This is a genomic window from Streptomyces sp. MGP-BFMKR1 (assembly GCF_057766585.1).
On the sequence record NZ_CM173408.1, the window covers coordinates 8179668 to 8205135 of the forward strand.

The 25468-nt window shown below is 73.8% G+C and carries 19 protein-coding genes and 2 pseudogenes; 13 read left to right on the forward strand and 8 right to left on the reverse strand.

Annotated features, from left to right (window positions below):
* Positions 1-179 precede the first annotated feature (179 nt).
* Positions 180-1070 (forward strand): thioesterase II family protein, encoded by an 891-nt coding sequence (locus tag AC3CHW_RS32630; protein WP_488468875.1) that lies wholly within the window; start codon positions 180-182, stop codon positions 1068-1070.
* 641 nt (positions 1071-1711) lie between these two features.
* Complete coding sequence (locus AC3CHW_RS32635) at positions 1712-2722, forward strand: TauD/TfdA dioxygenase family protein (protein WP_488468876.1); 1011 nt, start codon at positions 1712-1714, stop codon at positions 2720-2722.
* A 254-nt stretch (positions 2723-2976) separates the two neighbouring features.
* Here AC3CHW_RS32635 and AC3CHW_RS32640 read toward each other — a convergent pair whose 3' ends face one another.
* Positions 2977-3360, reverse strand: a complete 384-nt coding sequence (locus tag AC3CHW_RS32640) for an STAS domain-containing protein (RefSeq protein ID WP_398609592.1) — start codon at positions 3358-3360, stop codon at positions 2977-2979.
* A 317-nt stretch (positions 3361-3677) separates the two neighbouring features.
* Between AC3CHW_RS32640 and AC3CHW_RS32645 the strand changes: the two genes are divergently transcribed.
* Positions 3678-5138 carry an SDR family NAD(P)-dependent oxidoreductase gene (locus tag AC3CHW_RS32645; RefSeq protein ID WP_488468877.1) on the forward strand — a complete coding sequence of 487 codons (1461 nt, stop codon included), beginning with the start codon at positions 3678-3680 and terminating at the stop codon, positions 5136-5138.
* Between the two features lie 103 nt (positions 5139-5241).
* On the opposite strand, the gene AC3CHW_RS32650 is transcribed toward AC3CHW_RS32645, so the two are convergent.
* Positions 5242-5985: a L,D-transpeptidase gene (locus tag AC3CHW_RS32650; protein ID WP_398612341.1), complete on the reverse strand. Its 744-nt coding sequence runs from the start codon at positions 5983-5985 to the stop codon at positions 5242-5244.
* A 231-nt stretch (positions 5986-6216) separates the two neighbouring features.
* Here AC3CHW_RS32650 and AC3CHW_RS32655 point away from each other — a divergent pair, with 231 nt between their 5' ends.
* The 5 genes and pseudogenes from AC3CHW_RS32655 (at position 6217) to AC3CHW_RS32675 (ending at position 10800) form a co-directional block, all read left to right on the forward strand.
* On the forward strand, positions 6217-6894 hold the full coding sequence (locus AC3CHW_RS32655) for a TenA family protein (protein WP_398609590.1): 678 nt from the start codon (positions 6217-6219) through the stop codon (positions 6892-6894).
* Between the two features lie 91 nt (positions 6895-6985).
* Positions 6986-7966, forward strand: coding sequence for a pyridoxamine 5'-phosphate oxidase family protein (locus tag AC3CHW_RS32660; RefSeq protein ID WP_488468878.1), 981 nt, complete (start codon positions 6986-6988; stop codon positions 7964-7966).
* Positions 7967-8320: 354 nt separating this feature from the next.
* A complete protein-coding gene (locus AC3CHW_RS32665; RefSeq protein ID WP_398609588.1) occupies positions 8321-9373 on the forward strand; it encodes a helix-turn-helix domain-containing protein in 1053 nt (350 codons plus the stop codon).
* A gap of 132 nt (positions 9374-9505) precedes the next feature.
* Positions 9506-10120 (forward strand): annotated as a pseudogene (locus tag AC3CHW_RS32670) (dioxygenase family protein); the annotation flags it as partial.
* A 266-nt stretch (positions 10121-10386) separates the two neighbouring features.
* A complete protein-coding gene (locus AC3CHW_RS32675) occupies positions 10387-10800 on the forward strand; it encodes a VOC family protein (protein WP_488468879.1) in 414 nt (137 codons plus the stop codon).
* Here AC3CHW_RS32675 and AC3CHW_RS32680 read toward each other — a convergent pair.
* Positions 10797-11294 carry a DUF6328 family protein gene (locus AC3CHW_RS32680; RefSeq protein ID WP_398609612.1) on the reverse strand — a complete coding sequence of 166 codons (498 nt, stop codon included), beginning with the start codon at positions 11292-11294 and terminating at the stop codon, positions 10797-10799. The two genes, AC3CHW_RS32675 and AC3CHW_RS32680, sit on opposite strands and share 4 nt — an antisense overlap.
* A gap of 59 nt (positions 11295-11353) precedes the next feature.
* Positions 11354-13729 carry a phosphoketolase family protein gene (locus AC3CHW_RS32685; RefSeq protein ID WP_488468880.1) on the reverse strand — a complete coding sequence of 792 codons (2376 nt, stop codon included), beginning with the start codon at positions 13727-13729 and terminating at the stop codon, positions 11354-11356.
* A gap of 391 nt (positions 13730-14120) precedes the next feature.
* On the opposite strand from AC3CHW_RS32685, the gene AC3CHW_RS32690 reads away from it, so the two are divergent.
* Complete coding sequence (locus AC3CHW_RS32690) at positions 14121-15521, forward strand: NADP-dependent succinic semialdehyde dehydrogenase (RefSeq protein WP_488468881.1); 1401 nt, start codon at positions 14121-14123, stop codon at positions 15519-15521.
* 37 nt (positions 15522-15558) lie between these two features.
* Here the strand turns inward: AC3CHW_RS32690 and AC3CHW_RS32695 are convergent, their stop codons facing one another.
* On the reverse strand, positions 15559-17037 hold the full coding sequence (locus AC3CHW_RS32695) for an aminotransferase class I/II-fold pyridoxal phosphate-dependent enzyme (protein ID WP_488468882.1): 1479 nt from the start codon (positions 17035-17037) through the stop codon (positions 15559-15561).
* Between the two features lie 790 nt (positions 17038-17827).
* Here AC3CHW_RS32695 and AC3CHW_RS32700 point away from each other — a divergent pair.
* From AC3CHW_RS32700 to AC3CHW_RS32715, 4 genes and pseudogenes are all read left to right on the forward strand, one after another.
* Positions 17828-18505 (forward strand): annotated as a pseudogene (locus AC3CHW_RS32700) (nucleotidyltransferase family protein).
* An 8-nt stretch (positions 18506-18513) separates the two neighbouring features.
* Positions 18514-19419, forward strand: a complete 906-nt coding sequence (locus AC3CHW_RS32705) for an NAD-dependent epimerase/dehydratase family protein (RefSeq protein ID WP_488471249.1) — start codon at positions 18514-18516, stop codon at positions 19417-19419.
* Positions 19420-20057: 638 nt separating this feature from the next.
* Positions 20058-20756, forward strand: a complete 699-nt coding sequence (locus AC3CHW_RS32710; RefSeq protein ID WP_488471250.1) for an endo alpha-1,4 polygalactosaminidase — start codon at positions 20058-20060, stop codon at positions 20754-20756.
* Positions 20757-20898: 142 nt separating this feature from the next.
* Positions 20899-21444 (forward strand): hypothetical protein, encoded by a 546-nt coding sequence (locus AC3CHW_RS32715; protein WP_398609579.1) that lies wholly within the window; start codon positions 20899-20901, stop codon positions 21442-21444.
* A 91-nt stretch (positions 21445-21535) separates the two neighbouring features.
* On the opposite strand, the gene AC3CHW_RS32720 is transcribed toward AC3CHW_RS32715, so the two are convergent.
* The 3 genes from AC3CHW_RS32720 to AC3CHW_RS32730 form a co-directional block, all read right to left on the reverse strand.
* Positions 21536-23812 (reverse strand): ABC transporter permease, encoded by a 2277-nt coding sequence (locus tag AC3CHW_RS32720; RefSeq protein ID WP_488468883.1) that lies wholly within the window; start codon positions 23810-23812, stop codon positions 21536-21538.
* 31 nt (positions 23813-23843) lie between these two features.
* A complete protein-coding gene (gene modA / locus AC3CHW_RS32725; RefSeq protein ID WP_488468884.1) occupies positions 23844-24626 on the reverse strand; it encodes a molybdate ABC transporter substrate-binding protein in 783 nt (260 codons plus the stop codon).
* Between the two features lie 64 nt (positions 24627-24690).
* Complete coding sequence (locus tag AC3CHW_RS32730) at positions 24691-25086, reverse strand: TOBE domain-containing protein (protein ID WP_176160163.1); 396 nt, start codon at positions 25084-25086, stop codon at positions 24691-24693.
* Between the last annotated feature and the right edge of the window lie 382 nt (positions 25087-25468).

The window sequence follows — 25468 nt, forward strand, 5'->3', positions numbered from 1 at the left end:
GCCGGCCCGGTAACCCCCTCACCGGCCGGCCCGCGACGCCCACCCCCCGCGCGCGGGTACGCGGTACGTGAGGGCACGGCCGGCGTCGACGCTGGTGCGGACCCCGGCCCGCGGGCGTGAGCACGCACGCGGAAGACTCGTGGGGCAAGCCCGAGCACGAGCCAACGAGGAGATCCACGATGCCCCCAGCGGCGCGCACCGCGACCGGCGTCCCCGCCGCGCCCCCGTCGACCACCACGCGGAGCCGGCCCCGCCCCACCCACCACGGCAGCGTCACCTGCCCACGCCCGGTGTCGGACCCCGCCCTGCGGTTGTTCCTCTTCCACCACGCCGGCGGCTCCCACCTGCTCTACCGGGGCTGGGCCGAACACTTCCCGGCCGACTGGGAGGTCTGCCTGGTCAACGCCCCCGGCCGGGGCAGCCTGCACGACGTGGGCCCGCTGGCGAGCAGCGAGGAGTTGGTGGCCTACCTCGTACGGGACCTGGAACCGCTGCTCGATCGGCCCTTCGCCTTCTTCGGGCACAGCATGGGCGGCCTCGTCGGGTACGAACTGTCCCGCCAACTCGCCGCCGAAGGTCGGCAGGTTCCGCGCTGGCTCGGCGTCTCCTCCTGGGGTGGGCCCCGCCCGTCTCCCGGCGCGGGGGCGCGGGGGGCCGAGCCCGACGGACCGGCCGGCGGCGCGGGCCTGGCGCGGCACCTGTTGCCGGACGCCGAACTGCGCGACTGGCTGCGGTCGGTGGGTGGCACGCCGCCCGAACTGCTCGACGACGACGGCCTGTGGGCGATGTTCGCCCCCACCTTCCGGGGCGACTTCTCGGTGGTGGACACCTGGCGGCCGGCGCCCGGCGCCGCGCCGCCGCCCGTGCCGCTCACCGTCTTCGGCGGTGACGCCGACGCCGTGGTGCCGCCCGCGCGACTCGCCGGCTGGGCCGAGCACACCCCGCACTTCCAGGGCCTGCACCTGCATCCGGGTGACCACTTCTACCTGCGCGACCACGAGTGGGCGGTGGCGCGGCAGATCACCGAGTCCCTCACCCCGCTCCCGCCCGCTCCTTCCCAGCCCCGCTGACGGCCCGACACCCGCGACCGGTGAGCCCCGCGAGGCGACGGGCTCACCGGTCGCGAGCGGCGGCCCGCCCCGGCGAGGGCATGGCGACCGGATGAACCCCGGTGAACGCGGATGAACAGCGGATGCCACTCCCACCCCACCCCGCACCGGCCCACGGGCACCCCCGCCCACCACCTGACGCGCGTCGTCCACCGGCCGCCCCCGGCTCACCCCACCTGGTAAAGCACCAGGTCAGAGCCGTACGTTGGGAGGAATGCGACGAGGGTGGCCGGGCGGCGCGGCGGCCCGGCGAGGGTCGCTCGCCCAGCCTCCACCGGGGCCGGCGCGTACCGACGCGGTGTTGACGCGGCGCCCGGGCCGTTGCGACGCTCCGCCCATGTCAGCCACCCGCCCGCACCCCGCACGGCGCCCGCACGCCGCGCCGCGGCTCGGCCCGGCCGCGTGCCCACGCCGTCCGGCCGCCGCGTGACGCTGACCCGTACGCGGCGGGGGAGTGCCACCCTCCGCCACCCCATTGGAGCCACCCAAGGGCACGGCCAAGAAGCCCAGCCCCCACCACCCAGCCCTCACCGCCCCGCTCCCACCGCCTGGCCGCGACCGCGCGTCGGGCCGCCGTCCCCACACACCGAAAGGGCATCGCCATGACCTCCGCGCCGACCCGTGTGACGCCCGCCGCGACCGACCGCGATGACGGTCCGTTGCGTACCACCCGCCTCAACGGCCGCATCGGTGCCGTCATCGAGGGGGTGCGGCTCGGCGGTGACCTGGACGCCGCCACCGTGGCGGCCATCCGCGAGCGCGTCCTCGCCCACAAGGTGGTCTTCTTCCGCGGCCAACACCACCTGGACGGGGTGCGGCACGAGGCGTTCGCCCGGCTGCTCGGCACGCCCGTCGCCCACCCCACCGTCCCCTCCGCGGACGGCCGGTACGCGCTGAGCATCGCCTCCGACCACGGCGGCCGGGCCAACCAGTGGCACAGCGACGTCACCTTCGTCCCCGCCTACCCGGCCTTCTCCATCCTGCGCGCCGAGGTCATCCCGCCCTACGGGGGCAACACCCTGTGGGCCAACACCGCCACCGCGTACGCCGAACTCGCCGAGCCGCTGCGCACCCTCGCCGACAGCCTGCGGGCCCTGCACTCCAACGAGTACGACTACGCCGCCGTCCAACCCGACGCCCGGGACGAGCGACTCGACCAGTACCACCAGGTCTTCACGGCCACCTCGTTCACCACCGAACACCCGGTGGTGCGCGTACACCCCGAGACCGGCGAACGCACCCTGCTGCTCGGCAACTTCGTACAGCGCGTCAGGGGGGTGCCCAGCAGGGACTCGCGGTTGCTCATCGACCTGTTCCAGCACCACATCGAGCGCCCGGAGAACACCGTGCGCTGGCAGTGGCAGGAGGGCGACGTGGCCATCTGGGACAACCGGGCCACCCAGCACTACGGGGTGGACGACTCGGGCGACCACCCGCGTGTTCTGCGCCGGATCACGATCGACGGGGACGTCGCCATCGGCGTGGACGGGCGGCCGAGCGTGCTGGTGAGTCCGCGGACGGTGCCCGCGCCACCGTTCGGCACCCCGTCGGGGGCCTCGACGGCGGGATCGCCGGAGGTCGGCACGCCCGGTTCGGCGGGCTCACCCGCCTGACGGCGCGCCCGCGGTGGCGTGGCTCGGCCGGGGGCGGGGCGGCGGCGTACGGGGAGCCGTACGGGACGGGGCCGGGGCGGGCGGTGGGGGTGCGAGGGCGGCGGCCGGGGCCGGGGCGCGTGGGCCCGGCCGGCAGCCGCGGGGCCTGGTCGGCCATGTCGGCGGGTGGGCGCTGTGTGCCGTCGCCGCCGTACGGCCCCGTGGCCAATGCCCGGGACCGGCCCGCCGTCGCGGGCAACGTGCTGGTGCGGCCGTCAGGAGGCCGGGACCTCCGCCGCACCGTCGGAGTGGGACAGGGCGGCCGAGAGGCTGTCGTGGATCAGGAAGACCTCGGTCAGCCGGGTGGCGCGGAGCAGCTTGAGCGTGAACGAGTCGGCCACCACCAGCCGCAGCAGCCGCCCCCTGCGCCGCAGGCGGTTGGCGAGCTGGCACAGCACGCCCAGGCCGCTGCAGTCGATGAAGGTGACCCCGGTCAGGTCGACCACCACGTCCGGCTGCCGATCCAGGTCCTGACCTGCGAGGAGGTCGCTGTTCGCGGCGGCGACGAGGATGTCTATCTCGCCGTGGAGCTCGATGATCAGGAACCTGTCAAAGGTCCAACGCCTGATCGCGTAGGGGAGTTCGTGCTGCTCGGACATGGGGCGCTCCCTCGCCAGTGAAGGCGGGTCGATGATTACTCTGTGTTACCGTTTTTCGCCGCTCGGCGCCTCGGAGGGGATTTTGTGGTGTCGTTCATCCGCAGTTTCCGTGCCACGGGCTGAGGCGGCTACCAGGGATGATGCCCAATTCAACGGTGATCTACCGTCGAAAGGGGAACTTCTTGTGCCGAATCTGCATTTCGACCGATGATTACGAGGAGTAATTGCCCTTCGGGGCGAGTTTGGCGAAGTCTCATCGGCATACGTACAGTTCGGGGGTTTGCTGGTAGCACGAGGCCGAGGGACGGTAAGCGGCGATGACGGTGGCTGAGGAAAGCCCGGCCGAGGAGCAGGGGATCGACCCCGACCGACTCGCAGCCTGCCTGGACGTACTCGCGGAGCTCGATCGGCTGCCGCTCGACCACCCCGACGCGATAGCCGTGCGGCGGGCCACGGCCGGGATCTACCGGACGGTGAAGCAGCGCCGCCGCCAGGAGCGGCGCGCCGCCAAGACCGCCCACGACAAGGCGGTCACCGAGGCCACCGCCACCGGCGCCGCCGACCGCATCGACGACGAGACGATGGGCATCCCGCTGGCCGCCTCCGCGACCACCGAGATCGTGGGCGTGCTCCAGCGGCCCCGGGCCTGCTACATCTGCAAGACCCGGTACACCGAGGTGGACGCCTTCTACCACCAGATGTGCCAGCCGTGCGCCAAGGAGAACCGGGCCCGGCGCGACGCCCGCACCGACCTGAGCGGGCGGCGGGCGCTGCTCACCGGTGGCCGCGCCAAGATCGGCATGTACATCGCCCTGCGGCTGCTGCGGGACGGCGCGCACACCACCATCACCACGCGCTTCCCCAACGACGCCATCCGCCGCTTCAAGGCGATGCCCGACAGCGCCGAGTGGCTGCACCGGCTGAAGATCGTCGGCATCGACCTGCGGGACCCGGCCCAGGTGGTCGCGCTGGCCGACTCGGTGAGCGCCGAGGGCCCGCTGGACATCCTCATCAACAACGCCGCCCAGACCGTGCGGCGCACCCCGCGCGCCTACGCCGAGCTGATCGCCGCCGAGCAGGCGCCGCTGCCGGCCGGCGAACTGCCCGCCAAGGAGGTGCTCGGCCACTTCGGCAGCGGCAGCCACAACACGCTGCCCGGGCAGGCCGGCCGCTCCGACGAGCTGACCCCGAACGCCATCACCGCCCTCGCGCTGACCAGCGGCTCCGCCTCGCTGGCCCGCATCGAGGCCGGCAACGCCATCGACGCCGGTGGCCTGGTGCCCGACCTGGACCCCACCAACAGTTGGATACAGCGGGTCCACGAGGTGGACCCGCTCGAACTCCTCGAAGTCCAACTCTGCAACGTCACCGCGCCGTTCGTCCTGGTCAGCCGGTTGCGCCCGGCGATGGCCGCGGCGCCGGCACGCCGCAAGTACGTGGTGAACGTCTCCGCCATGGAGGGCCAGTTCAGCCGCGGCTACAAGGGCGCGGGGCACCCGCACACCAACATGGCCAAGGCCGCCCTGAACATGCTCACCCGCACCAGCGCCCAGGAGATGCTGGAGACCGACGGCATCCTGATGACCGCCGTGGACACCGGCTGGATCACCGACGAGCGGCCCCACCCCGACAAGGTCCGCCTCGCCGCCGAGGGCTTCCACGCGCCGCTCGACCTGGTGGACGGCGCCGCCCGGGTCTACGACCCGATCGTGCGCGGCGAACTCGGCGAGGACCTGTACGGCTGCTTCCTCAAGGACTACGCGCCCTCCGCCTGGTAGGCACGCCGGCCGACCCGGCCCGCGACGTCAGGTGGCCCGCGCCGGGAAGGCGCGGGCCACGGGTCGTTATGGCAGGCGGTGTTCATCGCCGTCGGCGGCTGGCTCAGGTGCCGGGCTTGCGGCCGTAGACGAACGTGTCGTCGCCGTTCCGAAGCAGGCTCCAGTACTTCTTGGCGTCGGCCGTGCGCATGTTGACGCAGCCGTGCGAACCCGGCGCCGACCACACGTTGCCGCTGATCGCGTGGAACGCCTGCCCGCCGTCGAAGAACTGGCTGTAGGGCATGCGCACGTGGTACAGCGTCGACCAGTGGTTGATGTTGCGCCAGTAGACCTTCTTGGACCCGGTGCGGGTCTCGTGGCCGTTGCGTCCGGTACGCACCGGTACCGGCCCGTACACCAGCTTCTTGCCGTCCTGGACCCAGCTCAACTGGCGGCTCAGGTCCACGCAGGCGATGCGTCCCCTGTTGGTGGGGCACTTCTTCGCCTTGTTGGGGTTCTTGCCCGCCGCCCGCTGCTTGCCGACCAGGTCCATCATGTTCCGCGTGATCGGCCCCGCGTACCCGATGTTGGGGGAGATGGCGTGCGCCGTCTGGAAGGAGCGGATGGCCCGGCAGTCGGCGGCCGACTGCTTGCCGTCCACCGGCCGGCCGAGGAACTTCTCGGCCTGCTTCTGGTACGGCCCCGCCTTGGCCGTACAGGCGCTCGCGGCCTGCGCGGTGCCGCTGCCGAGCGCGACGCTGAGCGGCACCGTCAGGCCGGCGATGCCCAGCAACACCCCCACCCGACGGCCCACCTTCCGGCGTCTACTTCCGTGTGAGCCCTGCTTGTTGCTCTCGTTCACCCTCATGCCTCATATGACTGTTCATATGACCTCTTGGTTGCCGAGCGAATGCGACCAATCCCGCCCGGTTTCCGTCGCGGACGTTCCCCTCCCCGGCGCGGCCCCTCCCTCGTCGGGGGCATCTTGTGACCGCCCTCGCACGGGCGCGCCCGGGGCCAGGGCCGCACGTGAGAGCGTGGTGCGTGGGCTGGGGGACCGGGAACCGGAGCGGAACCACGATCCACGGGAGGTCACGCCATGGCGACGACCGCGACGGAGCGACTCGACGCGGCGGTGCGGCGGCTGACGCCGCGACCGGACGCCAACCGGCTGGTGCCGCTCGTGGCGGCGGGCACGGCGCCACTGGACGCCATCGCCACGCTCGCCCTGGAGCAGTACCGCATCATCGACAGCGACCGGCGCGCCTTCCTCCACCTGGCGCAGCGCTCCGTCGGCTCCCCGACCATCAGCACCTTCTTCACCGCGATGGCGGACGGCGAGTACATCGCCATGAGCCGGCTGCACGACCTGGCCGCCGCCTGCCGGCTCGACCAGGCGACGGTGCGCGACTACCGGCCCCGCGCCGGATGCCAGACCTACCCCGCCTACCTGGCGTGGCTGGCGCTCAACGCGGAGCCCGCCAACGTCGTGCTCGCCCTGGTCGCCAACTTCACCGCCTGGGGAAAGTACTGCGCCGCGGTCTCCCACGGGCTGCGCACCCACTACGGATTCGACGCGCGGGGCTGCGGCTTCTTCGACTTCTTCGCCCAACCGGTGCCCGGCGACGGTGAGCGGGCGCTCGCCGCCGTGCGGGCCGGCCTCGACAGCGGACTCCTCACCGAGGCGGCGGACCACTACGGGGACCTCGTCCTGAGCTACGAGCTGATGTTCTGGAACACACTCGCCGACCTCGCCCCGGCCGGGCCCGCTCGCTGAGACAGCGGGCGGCGGCCCGGAAAGCCAGGGTCCCGGAGGCGGCCCGGAAAGCCAGACAGCAGATGTCCGGTATCGGCGAGAGCATCGCGCCATGACGACGAGTTGGAACGACGTACGCCAGGCCGCCCCGGAGCTGGCGGACTGGGTCGAGGTGCGCTTCGCGGCGTACAAGCACCACGTCCTGGCGACCCTGCGCGCCGACGGGTCACCGCGCGTGACCGGCCTTGAGGTGGCCTTCCTCGGCGGCGAGGCGTGGCTGGGCATGATGTGGCACTCCCGCAAGGCGCTGGACCTGCGCCGCGACCCGCGCCTCGCGGTGCACGCCAATCCGGGGCCGGGGGCGGAGCTGCCGGACGGGGACGCCCGGTTCAGCGGACGGGCCGTCGAGGTGCCGACGGGCGCGGCACGCGCGGCGTACATCGCCGAGATCAAGCCACCGGAGCCGTTCCACCTCTTCCGGGTCGAGGTGCGCGAGGTGACCCGCACCCGGATCGTGGACGGCGCCCTCCAGCTCCAGACCTGGCGGCCCGGGAGCGGGGTGCGGACCGTGTGGCCGCACGAGCCGGACGGCGCGCCGGACGCGGACCGGGGCGCGGACGAGGACGAGCGGGGGTATAGCCGGCGGCCGGGGCGCGCCCCGGCCGCCGTGGGCACTGACCGGGCGGGTCGCGGGTCCGCCGGGCGGCCGGGCGGTGCTCGGCTGACCCGCCGGGCGGCGCCCGCCGCGCGCCGTGTCGCGTCCCGTGGGCGCGTGGGAGTAAATGGGAAGGGAAGGGGCAGCCGGTCGATGACGGGCGGATTGTCCGTGCACGCGAACCACAGGAGTTTCCTCATGGCGTACGACATCACAGCGATGACGGTGCCGCCGATCTACCCGGAGCCCGTGCCACCCGGCACGCCCGACCCCGTGCCGCCGACGCCCACGCCGCCCCCCGGCCCCGGGCCAGGCCCGGGGCCCGGTCCCGAGCCGGGCCCCGGCCCGGGACCGGTGCCACCCATTCCGCCGGACCCGACCCCGGCGCCGGGGCCCACACCGGGGCCCGAGCCGACGCCCCAGCCGGGCCCGGCCTAACCGGCGCCGCACCGGCCAGTCGGCCATCGCGCCACGGTGCCGCCCGGGGTTCCCGCCCCGGGCGGCACCGTCGCGTCCGGCGCCGGCAGACCGCCGCGCCCGGCGACCGTGCGCTCACCCCGCTCCGCCCCCGTCCCCCGCTCCACTCCCGTCCCCGCTCCGCCGGCTGTCCGCCCGGCGGAGCGGTGTCGCGTCCACCGTGTGATTCGCGCCGTTCGCTGGATGAACTAAGGCGACAACGGGCTGAAATCATGGGTTTCCCAGGCCAGTTGGCGGTCTAGGCTAAGCGGCGGGGCATAGGGCGACGGCATGAGGACGCGCGAACGCGCGAAGCAGAACGGAGCATGACCTGCCATGCCCACATCGTCCGCGGACATCTACCACGTGCCAGGCGAGCAGGCGGACTGGACGCCCGACACCGACCCCGTGCCGCTGCACCGCCTTTCGGTGCCGGCCCCCAACGTCCTGCCGTTCGCGATCGGCACCTTCGACACCATCGGCCCGCTGTCCCGGGCCACCTTCCCGCACCGGCACACCTTCTACGAGCTGCTCTACGTCACCTCCGGAACGGGCACCCACGTCATCGAACAGGTCCCCTGGCGGCTGCGACCACCCCATCTGTGCGTGATCGCCCCGGGCCAGGTGCACTACTGGGCCGGCGTGCGTGACCTTCAAGGGTGGGTCGTCCTGTTCACCGACGACTTCCTGCTGGCCCACCCGGAGGACCGGGCCGCGCTGCGGCGGCTGGCCGAGCGGCCGTGGCTGCACCCCGACCCCGGCACGGCGCCGGCGCTCGCGGCGCTCATCTCCGACATGGGGCGGGAGTTCCGCGACCGCGAGGACGGGTTCATCACGGTACTGCGGTCCTACCTGCACGTGTTGATCGTCCGCGCCCAGCGGCTGCCCGGCGCGCTGCCGCCCGAGGAGGAGGCCGTCGGCAGGTCGACCGCCGTGGCCCGGCAGTTCGCCCAGTTACTGTCGATGCACACGCGCAGCGGCGGCACCGCGCTCTCCCCGCGCCCCGCCGGGGGCGGCAGCGGCGGCGGCCGGGCCGCCGTGCGCGCGACCGTGGGGGCGTACGCGGTGCGGATCGGGGTCTCGGTGGGTTACCTGACCGAGGCCGTCAAGCGCACCACCGGGCGCACCCCCGGCCAACTGATCCGGGAGGCGGAGATCCGCGAGGCCAAGCGGCTGCTCGCGGCCACCGGCCTGACCGTCAGCCAGGTCGCCCGCGAGGTGGGGTTCGCCGACCCGGCCTACTTCTGCCGCTTCTTCCGCCGCGAAACCGGGCTCAGCCCGGGTGACTTCCGCCGCCAGTCGGAGCGTGACCCCCTGCCACCGGCGGCTTCGCCGGGGACCGGAGGGAATCACCACGTTCGCCGAATCGAGTCCATCGACCGGCCCTGAGCGCTCCGCATAGGTTCAGTCCCGCTCGTACGGCCAGCACGACTCACCCCCAAAAAGGACCGCGGGAGGAACACCGTGGAAGGCGAGAACACCCAAGACCCCACGAACACGCACGAGGGCTCGCGTAGAGGCATGACCCGCAAGACGCTGCTCAAGGCGGCGCTCGCGGCGGCCCCCCTGCCGATCGTGCTCGGCGGCGTCTCCTGGGCCAAGGACGACCGGACGCCCTCGGGGCAGCCGCTCGCGCCCACCCCGTACTGCGACGACAACGACGACCCGACGCCGCCGCAGATGGAGGGCCCGTACTTCAAGCCCAACTCGCCCCGGCGCACCTCGTTGCTCGAGCCGGGGATGCAGGGCACCAAGCTGACGCTGACCGGCTACGTGTTCGGCCTCGCGTGCCGGCCCATAGCCAACGCGCTGCTCGACTTCTGGCAGGCGGACGTGCGCGGCGCGTACGACAACCGCGGCTTCCGGCTGCGCGGTCACCAGTACACCGACGCCCAGGGCGCCTTCAAGCTGGAGACCATCGTCCCCGGCCTCTACCCGGGCCGCACCCGGCACATCCACGTCAAGGTGCAGGCCCCGAACCGGCCCATCCTCACCACCCAGCTCTACTTCCCGGGTGAGCCGGGCAACAACAGCGACCCGATCTTCCACCCGGCGCTGTTGATGAACATCTCCAACGGTGGCGGCGGGAAGCTCGCGAAGTTCGACTTCCTGCTCAACGTCAACCAGCGAAGCGGTCGCTGAGCCGCCACCCTTCGCCGGGCACCTGAACACCTGAGCACGTGACCCACCGTTGGTGCTGTCCGCTGCCCCTGCACCACTTCCCCACACGCCGCGCGGCGCGGCTGGTGCGCACGCGCCGCGCGGTCAGGGCACGGCACGGTGGAACGGGCACCGCTCGCCTTCCGGGGAAGGCGAGCGGTGCGGCGCGATCTTTGGCATCGTGGGACGGGCGAGCCTCCCCGCTCTCCGCCCGCCCGCCCCACGCCCCGTAGAGGTGCTCGATGATCCTCGCGCTCGTGCTCGACTGCTCGGACCCGGACGCGCTGGCCCCCTTCTGGGCGCGGGCGCTCGGCTACCGCGTCGTCCGCGGCAACCCGCCCTACGTCGTGCTCGGCGACCCGGGCGGCGTCGGCCCCGAGGTGCTGTTGCAGCGGGTGTCCGAGCCCAAGCGCGGCAAGAACCGGATGCACATGGACCTGCGGGTGCCCCGGATGGAACCCGAACTGGCCCGGCTGCGCGCGCTCGGTGCGCGGACGGTGCGCGGCCCCTTCGACGACAACGGCTGGCTGACGACGGTTCTCCAGGACCCGCAGGGCAACGAGTTCTGCGTGCTGGAGGTCCCGGCCGAGGCGCGCCCCGCCGACCAGCGGCCCGAGGCGGCCGAAAGCCCCGCGCCGGACGGCCCGTCGAGCTAACGGCGCTCCTTCGCCCGGTCCGGGTTGCGCCCGTTGCGGCGCATCCAGTACGCCGGCAGGAACCAGCAGCACGTGAACCAGACCAGCACGGCGCCCACCAACCAACCCGCCATGGTGTCGGTGACCACCACGCGCAGGATGAGCAGGAGCGCCGAACCGATCGTGCACAACAGCAGGATCAGGCCGATCAGCGTGAAGCGAGAGGCCCAGATCACGGTCTGTGGCTTGACGCCCCAGCCGGTGACGAAGCGGTGGATGGAGACCGGGGCGATCAACGCGCCGGTGGTCGCGGCGCCGAGCAGCACGGTGACCACGTAGATGTTGCGGTTGGTGTCCGACAGGTCGGGGAAGCGCGGCGTGAAGGCGACCGTGAGCAGGAACGCCAGCAGGATCTGCACGCCCGTCTGCGCGACGCGCACCTCCTGCAGGAGTTCGACCCACCGCCGGTCCGCGCGCTCGTCCTGACTCTCCTGCCGCCCACTACCTCCCGGTATTCGGTGTGGCCCGGGGCCGTGCTCGGCGTCGCCGGGTTCCTGGGCGGATGCTTCCTGGTTCACGTCCACGACCAGTTCCTCACCTCGGGCAGATCCTCTCCGTACTCTCTGATGTACGCGTGGTGTTCGGTGCGTTTGTCGTTCATGCGCTGGCGCACCGCGATGGCCGTCAGCGCCAGGCCCGGGACGCGGTCGATGACGTCCATGACCAGCCGGTAGCGGTCCATGTCGTTGCGGACGACCATGTCGAACGGGGTGGTCGTGGTGCCCTCCTCCTTGTAGCCGCGGACGTGGAGGTTGTCGTGACCGGCGCGGCGGTAGGTCATGCGGTGGATCAGCCACGGATAGCCGTGGTAAGCGAAGATCACCGGCTTGTCGGTGGTGAACACGGCCTCGTAGGCGCTGTCCGGCAGCCCGCTCGGGTGGTCGCGCGGCGGCAGCAGCCGCATCAGGTCCACGACGTTGACCACCCGCACCGCCAGCTTGGGCAGGAACGCCCGCAGCAGCGACGCCGCGGCCATCACCTCCATGGTCGGCACGTCGCCGGCCGCGGCCAGCACGACGTCCGGCTCCCGTCCGGTGTCGGTGCCCGCCCAGTCCCACACGCTGACGCCCCGGTGGACGTGGTGGATGGCGTCCTCGACGGGCAGCCAGTCGAACGAGGGTTGCTTGCCGGCCGCGACGATGTTGATCCGGTCCCGGGTGTCCAGCGTCTGCTGGGCCACCGCCAGCAGCGAGTTGGTGTCCGGCGGCAGGTAGACCCGGATGGTGTGCGGGTCCTTGTTGACCATGTGGTCGATGAAGCCCGGGTCCTGGTGCGAGAAGCCGTTGTGGTCCTGCCGCCACACGTGCGAGGTCAGCAGGTAGTTGAGGGAGGCGATCGGCATCCGCCAGGGCAGCTCGCGCGACACCTTCAGCCACTTGGCGTGCTGGTTGGCCATCGAGGTGACGATGTGGATGAACGCCTCGTACGACGAGAAGAGACCGTGCCGCCCGGTCAGCAGGTACCCCTCCAGCCAACCCTGGCAGTTGTGCTCCGAGAGCATCTCCAGGACCCGCCCGTCGCGGGCCAGGTCCTCGTCCACCGGCAGGATCTCCTCCTGCCACCCCTTCCCGCTGGCCTCGTACACGTCCTGGAGCCGGTTGGAGGCCGTCTCGTCCGGCCCGAAGACGCGGAAGTCACGCCGCTCGTCGGTGGCCCGCAGCACGTCCCGCAGCAGCGCGCCGAGGACCCGGGTCGGCTCGTGGAGCGTGGCGCCGGGCTTGATGACCTCGACGGCGTAGCGGCGGATGTCGGGCAGCGGCAGCGAGCGCAGCAGCCGGCCGCCGTTGGCGTGCGGGTTGGAGCCCAGGCGCCGGTCGCCGCTCGGCACATGGCCCAGCACATCGGGGCGCGGCCGGCCGTGCTCGTCGAAGAGCTCCTCGGGGCGGTACGAGCGCAGCCACGCGGCCAACTGCTCCAGGTGGTCCGGGTTCTCGCGCAGCCCGGACAGCGGGACCTGGTGGGAGCGCCAGGTGTTCTCGACCGGCTGCCCGTCCACCTCCTTCGGGCCCGTCCAACCCTTGGGCGTGCGCAGCACGATCATCGGCCAGCGGGGCCGGGTGGCGGCGGCCGAGCCGCGCGACCTGGCCTCCTGTTGGTAGGCGGCGATGCGGTCCAGGGCGGTGTCCAGCGCGGCGGCGAGCTGCTGGTGCACGTCCCGTGGCTCGTCGCCGCTGACGTAGAGCGGGTCGTGCCCGTAGCCGCGCAGGAGGTCGTCGAGTTCCCGCTGTGGCATTCGGGCCAGCACCGTCGGGTTGGCGATCTTGTAGCCGTTGAGGTGCAGGATGGGCAGCACCGCGCCGTCGTGCACCGGGTCGAGGAACTTGTTGCCGTGCCAGCCGGTGGCCAGCGGGCCGGTCTCGGCCTCGCCGTCGCCGACGATGGCCGCGACCAGCAGGTCCGGGTTGTCGAACGCGGCGCCGTAGGCGTGGCTGAGCGAGTAGCCGAGTTCGCCACCCTCGTGGATCGAGCCGGGCGTCTCGGGCGCCACGTGGCTGGGCACCCCGCCGGGGAAGGAGAACTGCCGGAACAGGCGCGCCATGCCCGCCCCGTCACGCGGCACGTCCCGGTAGACCTCCGAGTAGCTGCCGTCCAGCCAGCAGCAGGCCACCGTGGCCGGGCCGCCGTGCCCGGGGCCCGTGATGTGGATGGCGTTCAGGTCCCGGGCGGAGATGACGCGGTTCAGATGCGCGTAGACGAGGTTGAGCCCCGGGCTCGTACCCCAGTGGCCGAGCAGTCGTGGCTTGATGTGGTCCGGGCTCAGCGGCTCGGTGAGGAGCGGGTTGGCCAGCAGGTAGATCTGGCCGACGGCCAGGTAGTTGGCGGCCCGCCAGTACCGGTCCACCGTGGCGAGATCGTGATCGGACAACGGTTGGGGAGGGGCTGTGGCCATGCAGCGGGCCTTTCTGGTCCGGGGACGTCGACGGTCTCCGCCTACCCAGCCTGGCTCCGGTATGCCGACCGCGCGAGCCAGGCCCCCGCCGGCGACGGTCGCCGGCACCCGATCGGTGGGCCCCTGACCAGCGGCGGAGGGCGCTCCGGCGGGTACGGTCGGTGACGGGCCGCGCGCCGGAACCGCCCGCCGGGCCTGGCGGGTGCCGGCTGGTCGCGGGAGGTTTCCCCGGGGCGGGGGAGGCGGGGCTGAGGGACGCGTTTGCGGGGTACCCGCAGGGCCTGCATGGTCGAACGACGGGGCCACGGCCCGCGCGCCGCGCCGGGTGCTCGCGTGGCGCGGCGCGGGGAGACGGCGTGGCCCCGCGCACCGCGAGCCAAGGAGGCACCGCATGCCCATCGCCACCGTGAACCCGGCGACCGGCGAGACCCTGATGACCTTCGACGCACTGAGCGAGGAAGCGGTGCGGGAGCGGCTCGACCGGGCCGAGGCGGCCTTCGCCGACTACCGCACGACGAGCTTCGCCCACCGCGCCGAACTGCTGAACCGGGCCGCCGACCTGCTGGAAGCCGACCAGGAGACGATCGCGCGCACCGTCACCACCGAGATGGGCAAGCCGCTGGGCGCCGCCCGGGCCGAGGCCGCCAAGTGCGTGAAGGCGATGCGCTGGTACGCCCGGCACGCCGAGCACCTGCTCGCCGACGAGCAACCCGCGCCCGACGACGTCGCGGACTCCGGCGCGGTCCGCGCCTTCGTGCGCTACCGGCCGATCGGCCCGGTGCTCGCCGTCATGCCGTGGAACTTCCCGATCTGGCAGGTCGTGCGGTTCGCCGCGCCGGCCCTGATGGCCGGCAACGTGGGCCTGCTCAAGCACGCGTCGAACGTCCCGCAGACCGCGCTGTACCTGGAGGAGCTGTTCCGCAGGGCGGGGTTCCCCGCGGGCGTCTTCCAGACGCTCCTGGTGGGCTCGGGCGCCATCGAGGGCATCCTGCGCGACCCGCGGGTGGCGGCGGCGACCCTGACCGGCAGCGAGCCCGCCGGGCGGTCGGTGGCCGCCATCGCCGGCGACGAGATCAAGAAGACCGTCCTGGAGCTGGGCGGCAGCGACCCGTACCTGGTGCTGCCGTCGGCCGACGTGGAGCGCGCGGCACGCACGGCCGTCACCGCGCGGACCCAGAACGCGGGCCAGTCGTGCATCGCCGCCAAGCGCTTCATCGTGCACGAGCGGGTCTACGACGCGTTCACCGAGGCGTTCGTGGCGGGCATGCGGGCGCTGCGCGTCGGGGACCCGACGGACGAGGCCACCGACGTCGGCCCGCTGTCCAGCGAGGCGGGCCGCGCCGACCTGGAGGAGCTGGTCGACGACGCGCTGCGGCACGGGGCGAACGCCCTGTGCGGCGCCCGCCGCCCGCCGGACCAGCCGGCCGGCTGGTTCTACGAGCCGACCGTGCTCACGCACCTCAGCACCGACATGCGCATCCACCGGGAGGAGGCGTTCGGGCCGGTCGCCTCGCTGTACCGGGTGGCCGACCTGGACGAGGCGGTCGCCCTCGCCAACGACACCTCCTTCGGGCTCAGCTCCAACGCGTGGACGCGCAACGAGGCCGAGCAGGAGCGGCTCATCCGCGATCTGGCCGCCGGCGGCGTCTTCTTCAACGGCATGACCGCCTCCCATCCGGCGCTGCCCTTCGGCGGCGTCAAGCGCTCCGGCTACGGGCGCGAGCTGGCCGGCCACGGCATCCGCGAGTTCTGCAACGTCACGACCGTCTGGTACGGCCCGCCGAACGGGTGAGCCGCCCGGGCGCGCGCGGTGCGCCCGGGCCGCCGGCTCAGTCCGCCTGGGCCGCGCGCACCAGCACCCGCACCGTGCGCAGCCGCTCGTCCGCGGCGTCCGGGACGCGCATCCCCGCCTCCACGCCGGTGTGCAGGTAGCGCAGCACCGGCTCGGTGAGCCGCTCGCCCGGCAGCGCGGCCGGGATGCCCGGCGGGTAGGGCGTGAGCATCTCCGCCGCGATCCGCCCGGCCGCCGCGGACGGCGGCACGTCCTCGGTCGTGCCGAAGTACGCGTCGCGCGGCAGGCACACCTGCTCCAGCCGCAACTCCCGCGGCGTGGGCACGGCCACCCGTGGCGCGTCCCGCAGCTCTGCCGCGTGCGCCACCAGGTCGCGCAGCGCAGCCAACAGCGGCCGGGTCGTCGCGGCCGAGTCGGCGTGGGTGAGCTGCGTGCTGATCCGTCGGTGGTCCACGAGGTGCACGTCGATCCGGTGGTGCTCCCGCAACCACCGCGCCGCCCGGTAGCCGGTGGTGCCCGTCTCCGCGAGGTCGATCACCACCGGCAGCGGGTCGAGGTCCGCGGCACGCCCGGGCCCGACGAAGTCGGCGCGGTCGGCCACGTGCAGCCCGGGCAGCGTCTCGATCTCGGCCCGCACCTCCTGGGCCAGGTCGAGCGCGTCGCCGATGAGCTGCTTGCCGTGTTCGACCATCTGCCGGCGCCAGCCGTCCAGGCCCGCGTAGATCAGCACGGACGGGCTGGTGGTGCCCAGCAGATCGGCCCGGGAGGCGAGCACCGCGGGGTCGATCAGGTCTCCGCCGAGGTGGAAGACCGAGCCCTGTTCCAGACCACTGCCCATCTTGTGGATGCTGGTCACGCACACGTCCGCGCCGGCGTCCATCGCCCAGGTCGGCAGGTCGGGGTGGAAGGGCAGGTGAGCGCCCCACGCCTCGTCCACGATCAGCGGCCGGCCGCGCCGGTGGCACACCTCGGCGATGCCGGCCAGGTCCGCGCACGCGCCGTACGGGGTGGGGCTGGTGACCAGCGCGCCTCGGGCCTCGGGATGGGCGGCGAACGCGGCCTCGAACGCCTCCGGGGACGGCGGGTGCGCCAGCCGGCGTTCCGCGTCCCACTGCGGCTCCACCCACACCGGGTTCACCCCGGAGAGGATCAACCCCGCGACGACGGACTTGTGCGCGTCCCGGCCGACCAGCAGCTTCTGCTGGGGGCCGGCCACCGACAACATGGCCGCCTTGACGGACAGCGAGCTGCCGCAGGTGGAGAAGAACGTGAGCCGCGCGTGCACCGCCTCGGCCATCAACTCCTCGGCCTGCACCAGCACCTGCCGCGACTCCTGGTGGTCGTCGAGGCCGCCGATGGCCAGCACGTCCGCGGCGAAGGCCGCGTCCCCCAGCACGGCCCGCACCCGCGGATCGGCGCCCCGCGCCTGTTTGTGGCCAGGGGGCGTGTACGAGAGGTGCCCGTCGGACTGGTAGCGGCTGAGGGCCTGAAGGATCGGCGCTTGGCTTTGGTCCATGCGCCACGGGTTCCCCGCAGGTCCGCGACCTATCACCGCGGTAGGCCGATCGTGGGTTCCGCCGCGGCTCCTGGCCCGGACGTGACCTCCGTGGCGCGATCTCCGTGCACAGGGGAGGCCGGAGGCGAGCGGCCCTCTCTCCTCCGCTACGGTGCGCTCTCCGGCCCGTCGTCGGGCGGCCGTGGGACGGCGCGCGCCACGGGCCGGCGAGGGCACCCATGGGTCTCGACCACGGGTGCCGCAGGTCATCCCGGGGAACTCAGATGGCCGTGTCGGACGGCCCCCGCGCGGCGCCGCGTTTCGGTACGCGCGGAGAGCGTCGGTCGTGGTCGCCCTCGGCGCCGCGATGGGGCTGGGCCTGCCGCTCCAGGCGTGCGGCACCGCGTGAACTCCGGCGCTGGCCACGCCAGCCGCCGCCGGCGTGGAGACCGTACCGCTCGCCCCGCACGCCTGGACGTCCACCTCCGTCCAACTCGCCGCCGTCGGCACCGCCCCCGCCGAGCGGGTCGTCGGGCACACCTTCAGCGCGGGCACCGTCGGCGAGATCTCGGTCGGCCAACTCGCCGGGCCCATCGGCACGTTGACGGACACCACCCTGGGGATCCGCGAGGACGCCCAGCACATCAGGCCGCCGACTCCGAGGTCATGCGGCTGGTCTGCGACGCCTCCCGGCTGCGCGCCGCCACCGGCTGGACCCCCGCCCACGCCCTGGAGGACGGCCTGGGCCACACCATCGACTTCTTCCGCGACCCGGCCAACCCGGCCCGTTACAAGACCGACCGCTACACGTCTGACCAGCCCGTGGCCCCGACGGGGCCGCCCCCACCCCGCGTTGGCCCGCCCGTGCTGCGCCAACTCGCCGCCGCCGGCCTCACGAGCCGCACGCCGGCCATAGGCCACGTCGGGCACATCATCCGCGCCTGCGTCGGCAACGGCTCCCAGTGGGGCCCGCGCGTCGGCGACAGCGGCGAGGACAGCCCGCTGGGCACCATGGGCCCGCTGCTGAGCATGCTCGATCAACTGCCCGAACACTTCCTGGTGATGAACGGCGACATCCTCACCGACCTCGACCTCGACCTCGACCTCGACCTCGAATTCGGCGACGTGCCGCGCACCCACGCGACCGGCGGCGCCCCGCTGGCCATCGCCGCCTACGCGCGCCGGGGCAACATCGACTTCGGCGTGCTGACCACCGGGTCGGGTGGTGGTGGGCTTCACCGAGAAGCCCCGCGTCGACTGCCGGGTCTCCATGGGCGTCTACGGTGTCTCCCGCGACACCCTCGACCCCTACACACCGGGCCTGCCGCTCGGCTTCGACGGACTCGTCCTCGACCTGCTGAAGGCCGAGACCCCACCACACGCCTACGATTTCGACGGCTACTGGCTCGACATCGGCCGACCCGACGCCTACGACCGCGCCAACGCCGAGTTCACCCAACGCCACGGCGTCCTCATCAAGGGAGCGTGACCGACCCGATGCGCATCCTCGTCCTGGGAGCCAGCGGTTTCCTCGGCGAGCACACCGTCCGGCACCTGCGCGCCCTGCCCGGCGCGCGGGTGCTCACCGGCGGTCGCTCGCCCGCAGCCGACGCCCACGTCGACCTCGCCACCATCGGCGTGGACCACCTCACCGACACCCTGGCCGCGCTGCGCGTGGACGCCGTGGTCAACTGCGCGGGCGCGGTCGGCGGCGGTTCGCTCGCCCTGGCCGGCACCAACGCCCGCGGGCCGGCCGCCCTGTGCGCGGCGCTCGCCGACGCCGCCCCCGGCGCCCGCCTCGTCCACCTCGGCTCCGCCGCCGAGTACGGCACCTCCAGTGGCGACCTCGCCCTCACCGAGTCCAGCCCCACCTACCCGTTCGGCGTCTACGGGGCCACCAAGCTCGCCGGCACGCTCGCCGTCACCTCATCCGGGCTCGACGCGGTGGTGCTGCGGGTCTTCAACCCGATCGGCCCCGGCTCGCCCACCAGCGGCCTACCGGGGCGGCTCGCCGCCCTGCTGCGTGACGCCGACCGCGAGGGCACGATCCGGGTGGGCGCCCTCTCCGCGTACCGCGACTTCATCGACGTCCGCGACGTGGCCCGGGCCATCGGCCGTGCCACCACCGCCCCCGCGTCACTGCCGCCCGTCCTCAACCTCGGCAGCGGCACCGCCCACCCCGTGCGGGCCGTCGCCACCGGGCTCGCGCGGCTGGCCGACTTCCGTGGGCACATCGACGAGAGCGGCGCCGGCTCGGGCCGCTCGTCGGCCGCCTCCCGTGCCTGGGCCGACATCACCACGACCACCGCGGCGCTGGGCTGGGAGCCCCGCCACACCTTCGACCAGTCGCTCGCCGACCTGTGGGCCGCCGCCACCGGCCAGCCCGTCGACGCACCGCGCTGAACCCCGCGCTCCCACCCTCGGGGCGCCCGCTCGTGCCGCTGTACGTCCACCCCGCTGTGGACCCGGCGGCCTGGCGGGTGCTCCACGGGCGCGCGCGGCAGCTCTACGCCGTGGTGCAGGGCCCGCGCGCAGCGGGCGTACGCCTGCTCGGCTACGTGGACACCGCGTACGGGCGCCGGTCGCCACGGGCCGTACTCTCCGCCGTCCACCGCCACCGCCGCTGGTCCGGCGTGGGCGGGGTCTTCCACGACCAGAGGGCGACTGGGTCAGCTACCAGCGGGCCCGGGTCCCCCGTGGACGGCCGGGCACGCGCCGCGGCGGTTTTGCCACCTGGTGTACGCGGTGCCCGATAACGAGCGAAAAAAGGTGGCCCGTACATCGTATGATCGCGGAGCGGCGCCGCACTGTGCGGTGCCGGGGGAGGGGAGCGACCCGTGGCGGTGTCCCCCGTCTGGTGGAGACAACGGCATGGGAGACGACGGGTGACGGCGCGAACCTCGCTCGCGGCATGGACCGGCGCGGCACTGCTGGTGCTGGTCGGATGCTCGAACGGTGACACGAACGACGACCAGGCGGCCAGGCCGTCGCCGACCAGGTCCGGCGAGCAGGCCCCGCGCGAGCCGGGGGAGCGGGCCGCCGTGAAGTGGCAACCGCGTCCCGGCACCGGCTGGCAGTGGCAGCTCAACGGCCGCGTGGACACCAGCTTCGACGTGCCCGTCTACGACATCGACGGCTTCGACAACTCCGCGAAGACCGTGGCCGGCCTGCACGCCGACGGTCGCAAGGTGATCTGCTACATCAACGCCGGTGCCTGGGAGGACTGGCGCCCGGACGCCGACGCCTTCCCCGAGGCCGTACGCGGCAAGGGCAACGGCTGGGAGGGCGAGCGCTGGCTGGACATCCGCCAGCGCGACACGTTGCTGCCGCTGATGGCCAAGCGGATGGACATGTGCGTGGAGAAGGGCTTCGACGCCGTCGAGCCGGACCTGATGGACGGCTACCGCAACCGCACCGGCTTCCCCCTCACCGCCGCCGACCAACTCGCCTACAACCGCGGGCTGTCCAAGCTCGCCCACGAGCGCGACCTCGCCGTAGGTCTGAAGAACGACCTCGACCAGATCCCCGAGCTGGTGGACGACTTCGAGTTCGCGGTCAACGAGGAGTGCGCCGAGTTCGGCGAGTGCGCCAAGCTCACGCCGTTCATCAAGGCGAACAAGGCCGTCTTCCACGTCGAGTACACGCTGCCGACCGACAAGTTCTGCCGCACCGCCAAGGACCTCGGCCTCAGCTCGATGCGCAAGCGCCTGGACCTCGACCCCTGGCGTGACGCCTGCTGACCCCCGCGCCCCGGAACTCCGACCCGCGCCCCGGCCACGGCCGCGCGGCCTGGCCTGATCGCGCCGCCAGCCCGGGACCCCTCCCGGCCGCGCCGGCCTAGCATCGCCAGGGTGCGGGCAACCACGGGCTGAGGCGGGGTACATGGGTTGGTTGACACGCCGGCGGCGCTCGGGCAACGGGCCACGGCTGAGCCACGTGACGCGGGCCGCGGTGCGGGCGGCCAGGGCCCGGGCCGCCGCGGCCGGCCTGGAGCCGGACGACGACCGCTCCCGGCGGGGCACGGAGCGGCACATCGTCTTCCGTGGCGGCGACGCGGAGCTGGCCAAGCGGTACCTGCTGGACCTCCCGCCGGTCGAGGAGCGGCTGTTGCGCTACGTCGTACGAACCCCGGACGGCACCTGGGGCAGGGACTCCGGGGGCCTGTACCTGGAGGCCCTGCGGCCGTGGCAGCGGGACGCGTCGGCCGCCGACTGCACGGGCACGGTCGTCGCCGTCGCGGGGCTCCGGGGCCTCGTCCTGGCGGCCCGTGGCCAGGGCGACAACTTCATCGCGGAGGTCGCCTGCGGCCGGTGCGAGCACGAGTGGTATGACGGCCTCCGCTACCAGGCCGTCACCGCCGTACGCTGCCCGCACTGCGGGGCGCTCAACGGCGTGGACAGCGGCTGCGTCAACGTCAACCCGTTCTAGCCAACCCTCGTCCGGCCGCCCGCCGACGGCCCCGAGACCCGTGCGCACGCCCAGCGGGCGGGCCGCGCCCGGCGGCCCGCCACCCCGGTCCCTAGAGCCGCACCACGGTGACCTCCGTGGCCTTGACGCTGGCCCACGCCGCGCTGCCCTCCGCGAGGCCGAGCTCCACCGCCGCCGCGGGGGTGATCTCGGCCACCAGGTCGGGCACCTCCGCCGAGCCGAGGACCACCCGCAGCCGGCTGCCCACGGCCGTGATCTCCTGCACCCGGCCCAGCCACACGTTGCGCGGGCTCCCGCTCGGCCGCTCCCGGTGCAGCGAGACCGCCTCGGGTTCGAAGATCGCCAGCGCCGCGCCGGCCTCCCCGACGGCTTCCGTGCCCACCTTCTCCGCCGCCCCGGCCGCCGGCGCGGCACCGGCCGCTTCCCCGCCCGTGACCGGGTGTTCGCCGCCGCCACTCGGCGCGGGCGGCGGGTCGGCGGCCACCAGGCGCCCCGGGCCCGGCAGCGCGAGGCCGCCGTCCGCGGTGACGGTGCACCGCCAGGCGTTGCGACCGAGCATGCGGGCCACCCAGGGCGACCTCGGGTGGCGGGTCACCTCGGCCGGCGTCGCGTACTGCACGACCCGCCCCCCTTCCAGCACCAGCACCCGGTCGGCGAGCGAGACCGCCTCCACCGGGTCGTGCGTGACGATCAGACAGACGCCGTCGAAGGCGGCCAGATGCCGGCGCAGCGCGTGGCGTACCTGGGCGCGGGTCGTCTGGTCGAGCGCCGCGAGCGGCTCGTCGAGGAGCAGCAGACGTGGCCGTACCGCCAGCGCGCGGGCCAGCGCGACGCGCTGCGCCTGCCCGCCGGAGAGCTGACCGGGGCGGCGCTTTGCGAGGTGCCCCACCCCGAGCCGCTCCAGCCACTCCCGCGCCACGCGGTGCGCCTCGGTCGCGCCGACGCCGCGCGCCCGCAGCCCGTACGCGGTGTTGCGCACCGCCGTCAGGTGCGGAAACAGCGCACCGTCCTGGGGCACCCACGCCACCCCCCTGCGGTGCGCCGGGAGGTCGCCCACCTCCGCCTCGCCCAGCCGCAGCGTGGCCCGCGACCGGTCGGTGAGCCCGAGCAGGGCGCGCAGCAGCGTGGTCTTGCCGGCGCCGTTGGGCCCGACGACGGCGATGGTGGTGCCCGGTGGCGCGTCGAGGGTCAACTCGTTGAAGCCGGTGAGTTCGGCCCGCAGCGACCAGCCGCCCTGCCCGGCACCGGGCGCGTCAGCGCTGCCCCGGCCGTCGCCGGCGGCGCCGCCACCAGGGCCGTCTCCATCCGGGCCCGCCTCCGCGTCCGGGCCTTCCTCCGTACCTCCGCCCGGGGCCGGAGCGTCGAGCGGGGCGTCGTCCGGGCGCCCGGACGGGCCGCCCGGTGTGGGCGGCCCGCCGCCGTCGTGCGCGGCCTCGCGCCGGGTGCCGCCACCCGACGCGCGGGTGCCGCCGGCCCACCGGCCGCGCAGCGCGATCAGCACGGCCATCGCGATGCCGAGCAGCAGCAGGGACACCGAGGTGGCCGCCGCCGGATCGGCCTGCAACAGCAGATAGACCTGGAGCGGCAACGTCTGGGTGACCCCCGGCAGGTTGCCGGCGAAGGTGATGGTGGCCCCGAACTCGCCCAGCGCCCTGGCCCAGGTCAGCGCGGCGCCCGCGAGCAACCCCGGCGCCACCAGCGGCAGCGTGACGGTACGGAAGACCCGCCACTGACCGGCACCGAGCGAGGCGGCCGTCTCCTCGTACCGGCGGTCCAACCCGGCGAGCGTGCCCTCCAGGCTGATGACCAGGAACGGCATCGCCACGAACGTCGCCGCGACCACCGCGCCCGCGGTGGAGAACGGCAGGGTGACGCCGAACCAGTCCTCCAACACCCCGCCCAGCAGCCCCTTGCGGCCGAAGCCCAGCAGCAGCGCCACGCCGCCCACCGTGGGCGGCAACACCATCGGCAGCAGGACCAGCGAGCGCACCAGCGTCTTGCCGGGCACCGCGCCCCGGGCGAGCACCCAGGCCAGCGGCACGCCGAGCACCACGGAGATGCCCAGCGACCAGAACGAGACGGTCAGCGACAGCCACAGCGCCTCCCGGACCGGCGCGCTGCCCAGGTGCGTTCCCAGCTCGGACCAGGAGGTGCGGGCCACCATGCCGGCCAGCGGGAGCAGCAGGAACGCGACCGCCAGCGCGGCGGGCAGGGCGAGCGCCAGCGGCGTGCCCGCCCGCGCGACCCGCCGCCCGCGCGCCGGGCGCCGACCCTCGCGAACCGGCCTCGCCCGCTCCGGCCCCCGATCGGCTGCAGCCCGGGGAAGACGTTCGGGGTCGCCGCCTCCGCTGCGCGCGCCGCGTTTCATCCGTGCCGGTTCCTTACGGGTTCAGGAGGGTTCAGGGGCGCTGGAACCCCGCCGCACGCAGCATCTTCTGCGCCGTGGGGGAGGTCAGCCACCGTACGAACGAGGTGGCCTGCGCGTCGTGTCGGGAGGAGGTGAGGGGCGCGGCGGGGTAGGTGGCGATGGCGTTCTGGGCGTCGGGGATGGTCACGGTGTCGACGCTGCCCTTGGCGGTGGCCGCGTCGGTGACGTAGACGATGCCCGCGTCGGCCTCGCCGAGCGTGACCTTGCTGAGGACGGCCCGCACGCTCGGCTCCTGCGACACGGGTTTGACGCTCACGTGCTGCCCGTCGAGGACGGCCTGGCTGTAGCGGCCCACCGGCACCTCGGGCGCCGCCAGGACCACCTTCAGGTCCGCGTCGGCGAGGTCGCGCAGGCCGCGCAAGCGGTGCGGGTTGCCCTCGCCCACCGCTATCACCAGACGGTTCCTCGCGATGGTCGTCATCGGCCCGGTCTCGCCCCGTAGCCCGCGCATCGTCGGCAGGTCCGCGGTGACCAGCGCGTCGGCCGGGGCGCCCTGCCGCACCTGCGCGGCCAGGTCCTGCGAGCCGGCGAAGGAGAACCGCACCCGCACGTCCGGGTGCTCCTTCTCGTACGCGTCGCCGACCTTGGCGAACACGTCGGTGAGCGAGGCCGCGGCCAACACGGTCAACTGGGTCCGGCCCTCCCCACCGCCGCCGGCGGAGTCGTCGCCGGAGCCGCACCCGGCCACGGTCAGCAGGGCGGCGAGGCACAGCGCGGCGGCGGCGACCCGGCGGCGCGGGCGGGCGAGGGACATGGACGGCTCCTTGGGGATCCTGGGCGGGGGCCGACGCGGGACCGGACCGCGCCGGTACGGCGGGTCAGATCCGGTCGATGTGCACGTTGGTGGACTTCACCCGCGCGGTGGCGCGCACGCCCACCTCAAGGCCCAGCTCCTCCACGGCCTCCCGGGTGAGCAGCGAGACGAGCCGGTGCGGCCCGGCCTGGATCTCCACCTGGGCCGCGACGTCACCGAGCTTGACGGCGGTGACGATGCCCGCGAAGGCGTTGCGGGCCGAGGTGTACGGCACGTCCTCCTCGCCGTCGGCGGCCTGCGCCAACTCCACGGAGAACGCCGCGAGGTGCCGGCCGTCGATCAGGCGCCGCCCACCCTCGTCGCGGTGCGTCTCGACGCGGCCCGCGTCGGCCCACCGGCGCACGGTGTCGGCACTGACGCCGAGCAACCGCGCGGCCTGACCGATGCTGTAGGACTGCATGTGCGGGACAATAAGCGACCTCTGGCAGCACCTGCAAACCTACGAGCGAGAATCGCTCGCATCTGCTGTCTCGCCTCCACTGTCTGTGGCTCCCAGTCTCTATCCCATGAGCGCGCTCCCACGCACCACGCCAAGGCGGCGCACTGAAGCGCGTCGAGAGCGGGAACGCCGGGCGCACCCTCCGCACGCCCACCCATGCGTCATCCCATCGCCTCCGTCGCGTCACCCGGCGTACGGCGCGGGGCCTGATACGCGGCGCGCCACCCGGAGCGTACGGGTGGCGCGCGGCATGCGAGAGCCCCGGCTGCGCGGCACGGGTGGTGACGCGACCGGGGCGGGGAGGGGCGGGTCTGTCGGCGGCGGGACGGCGTGTGGACTGGGG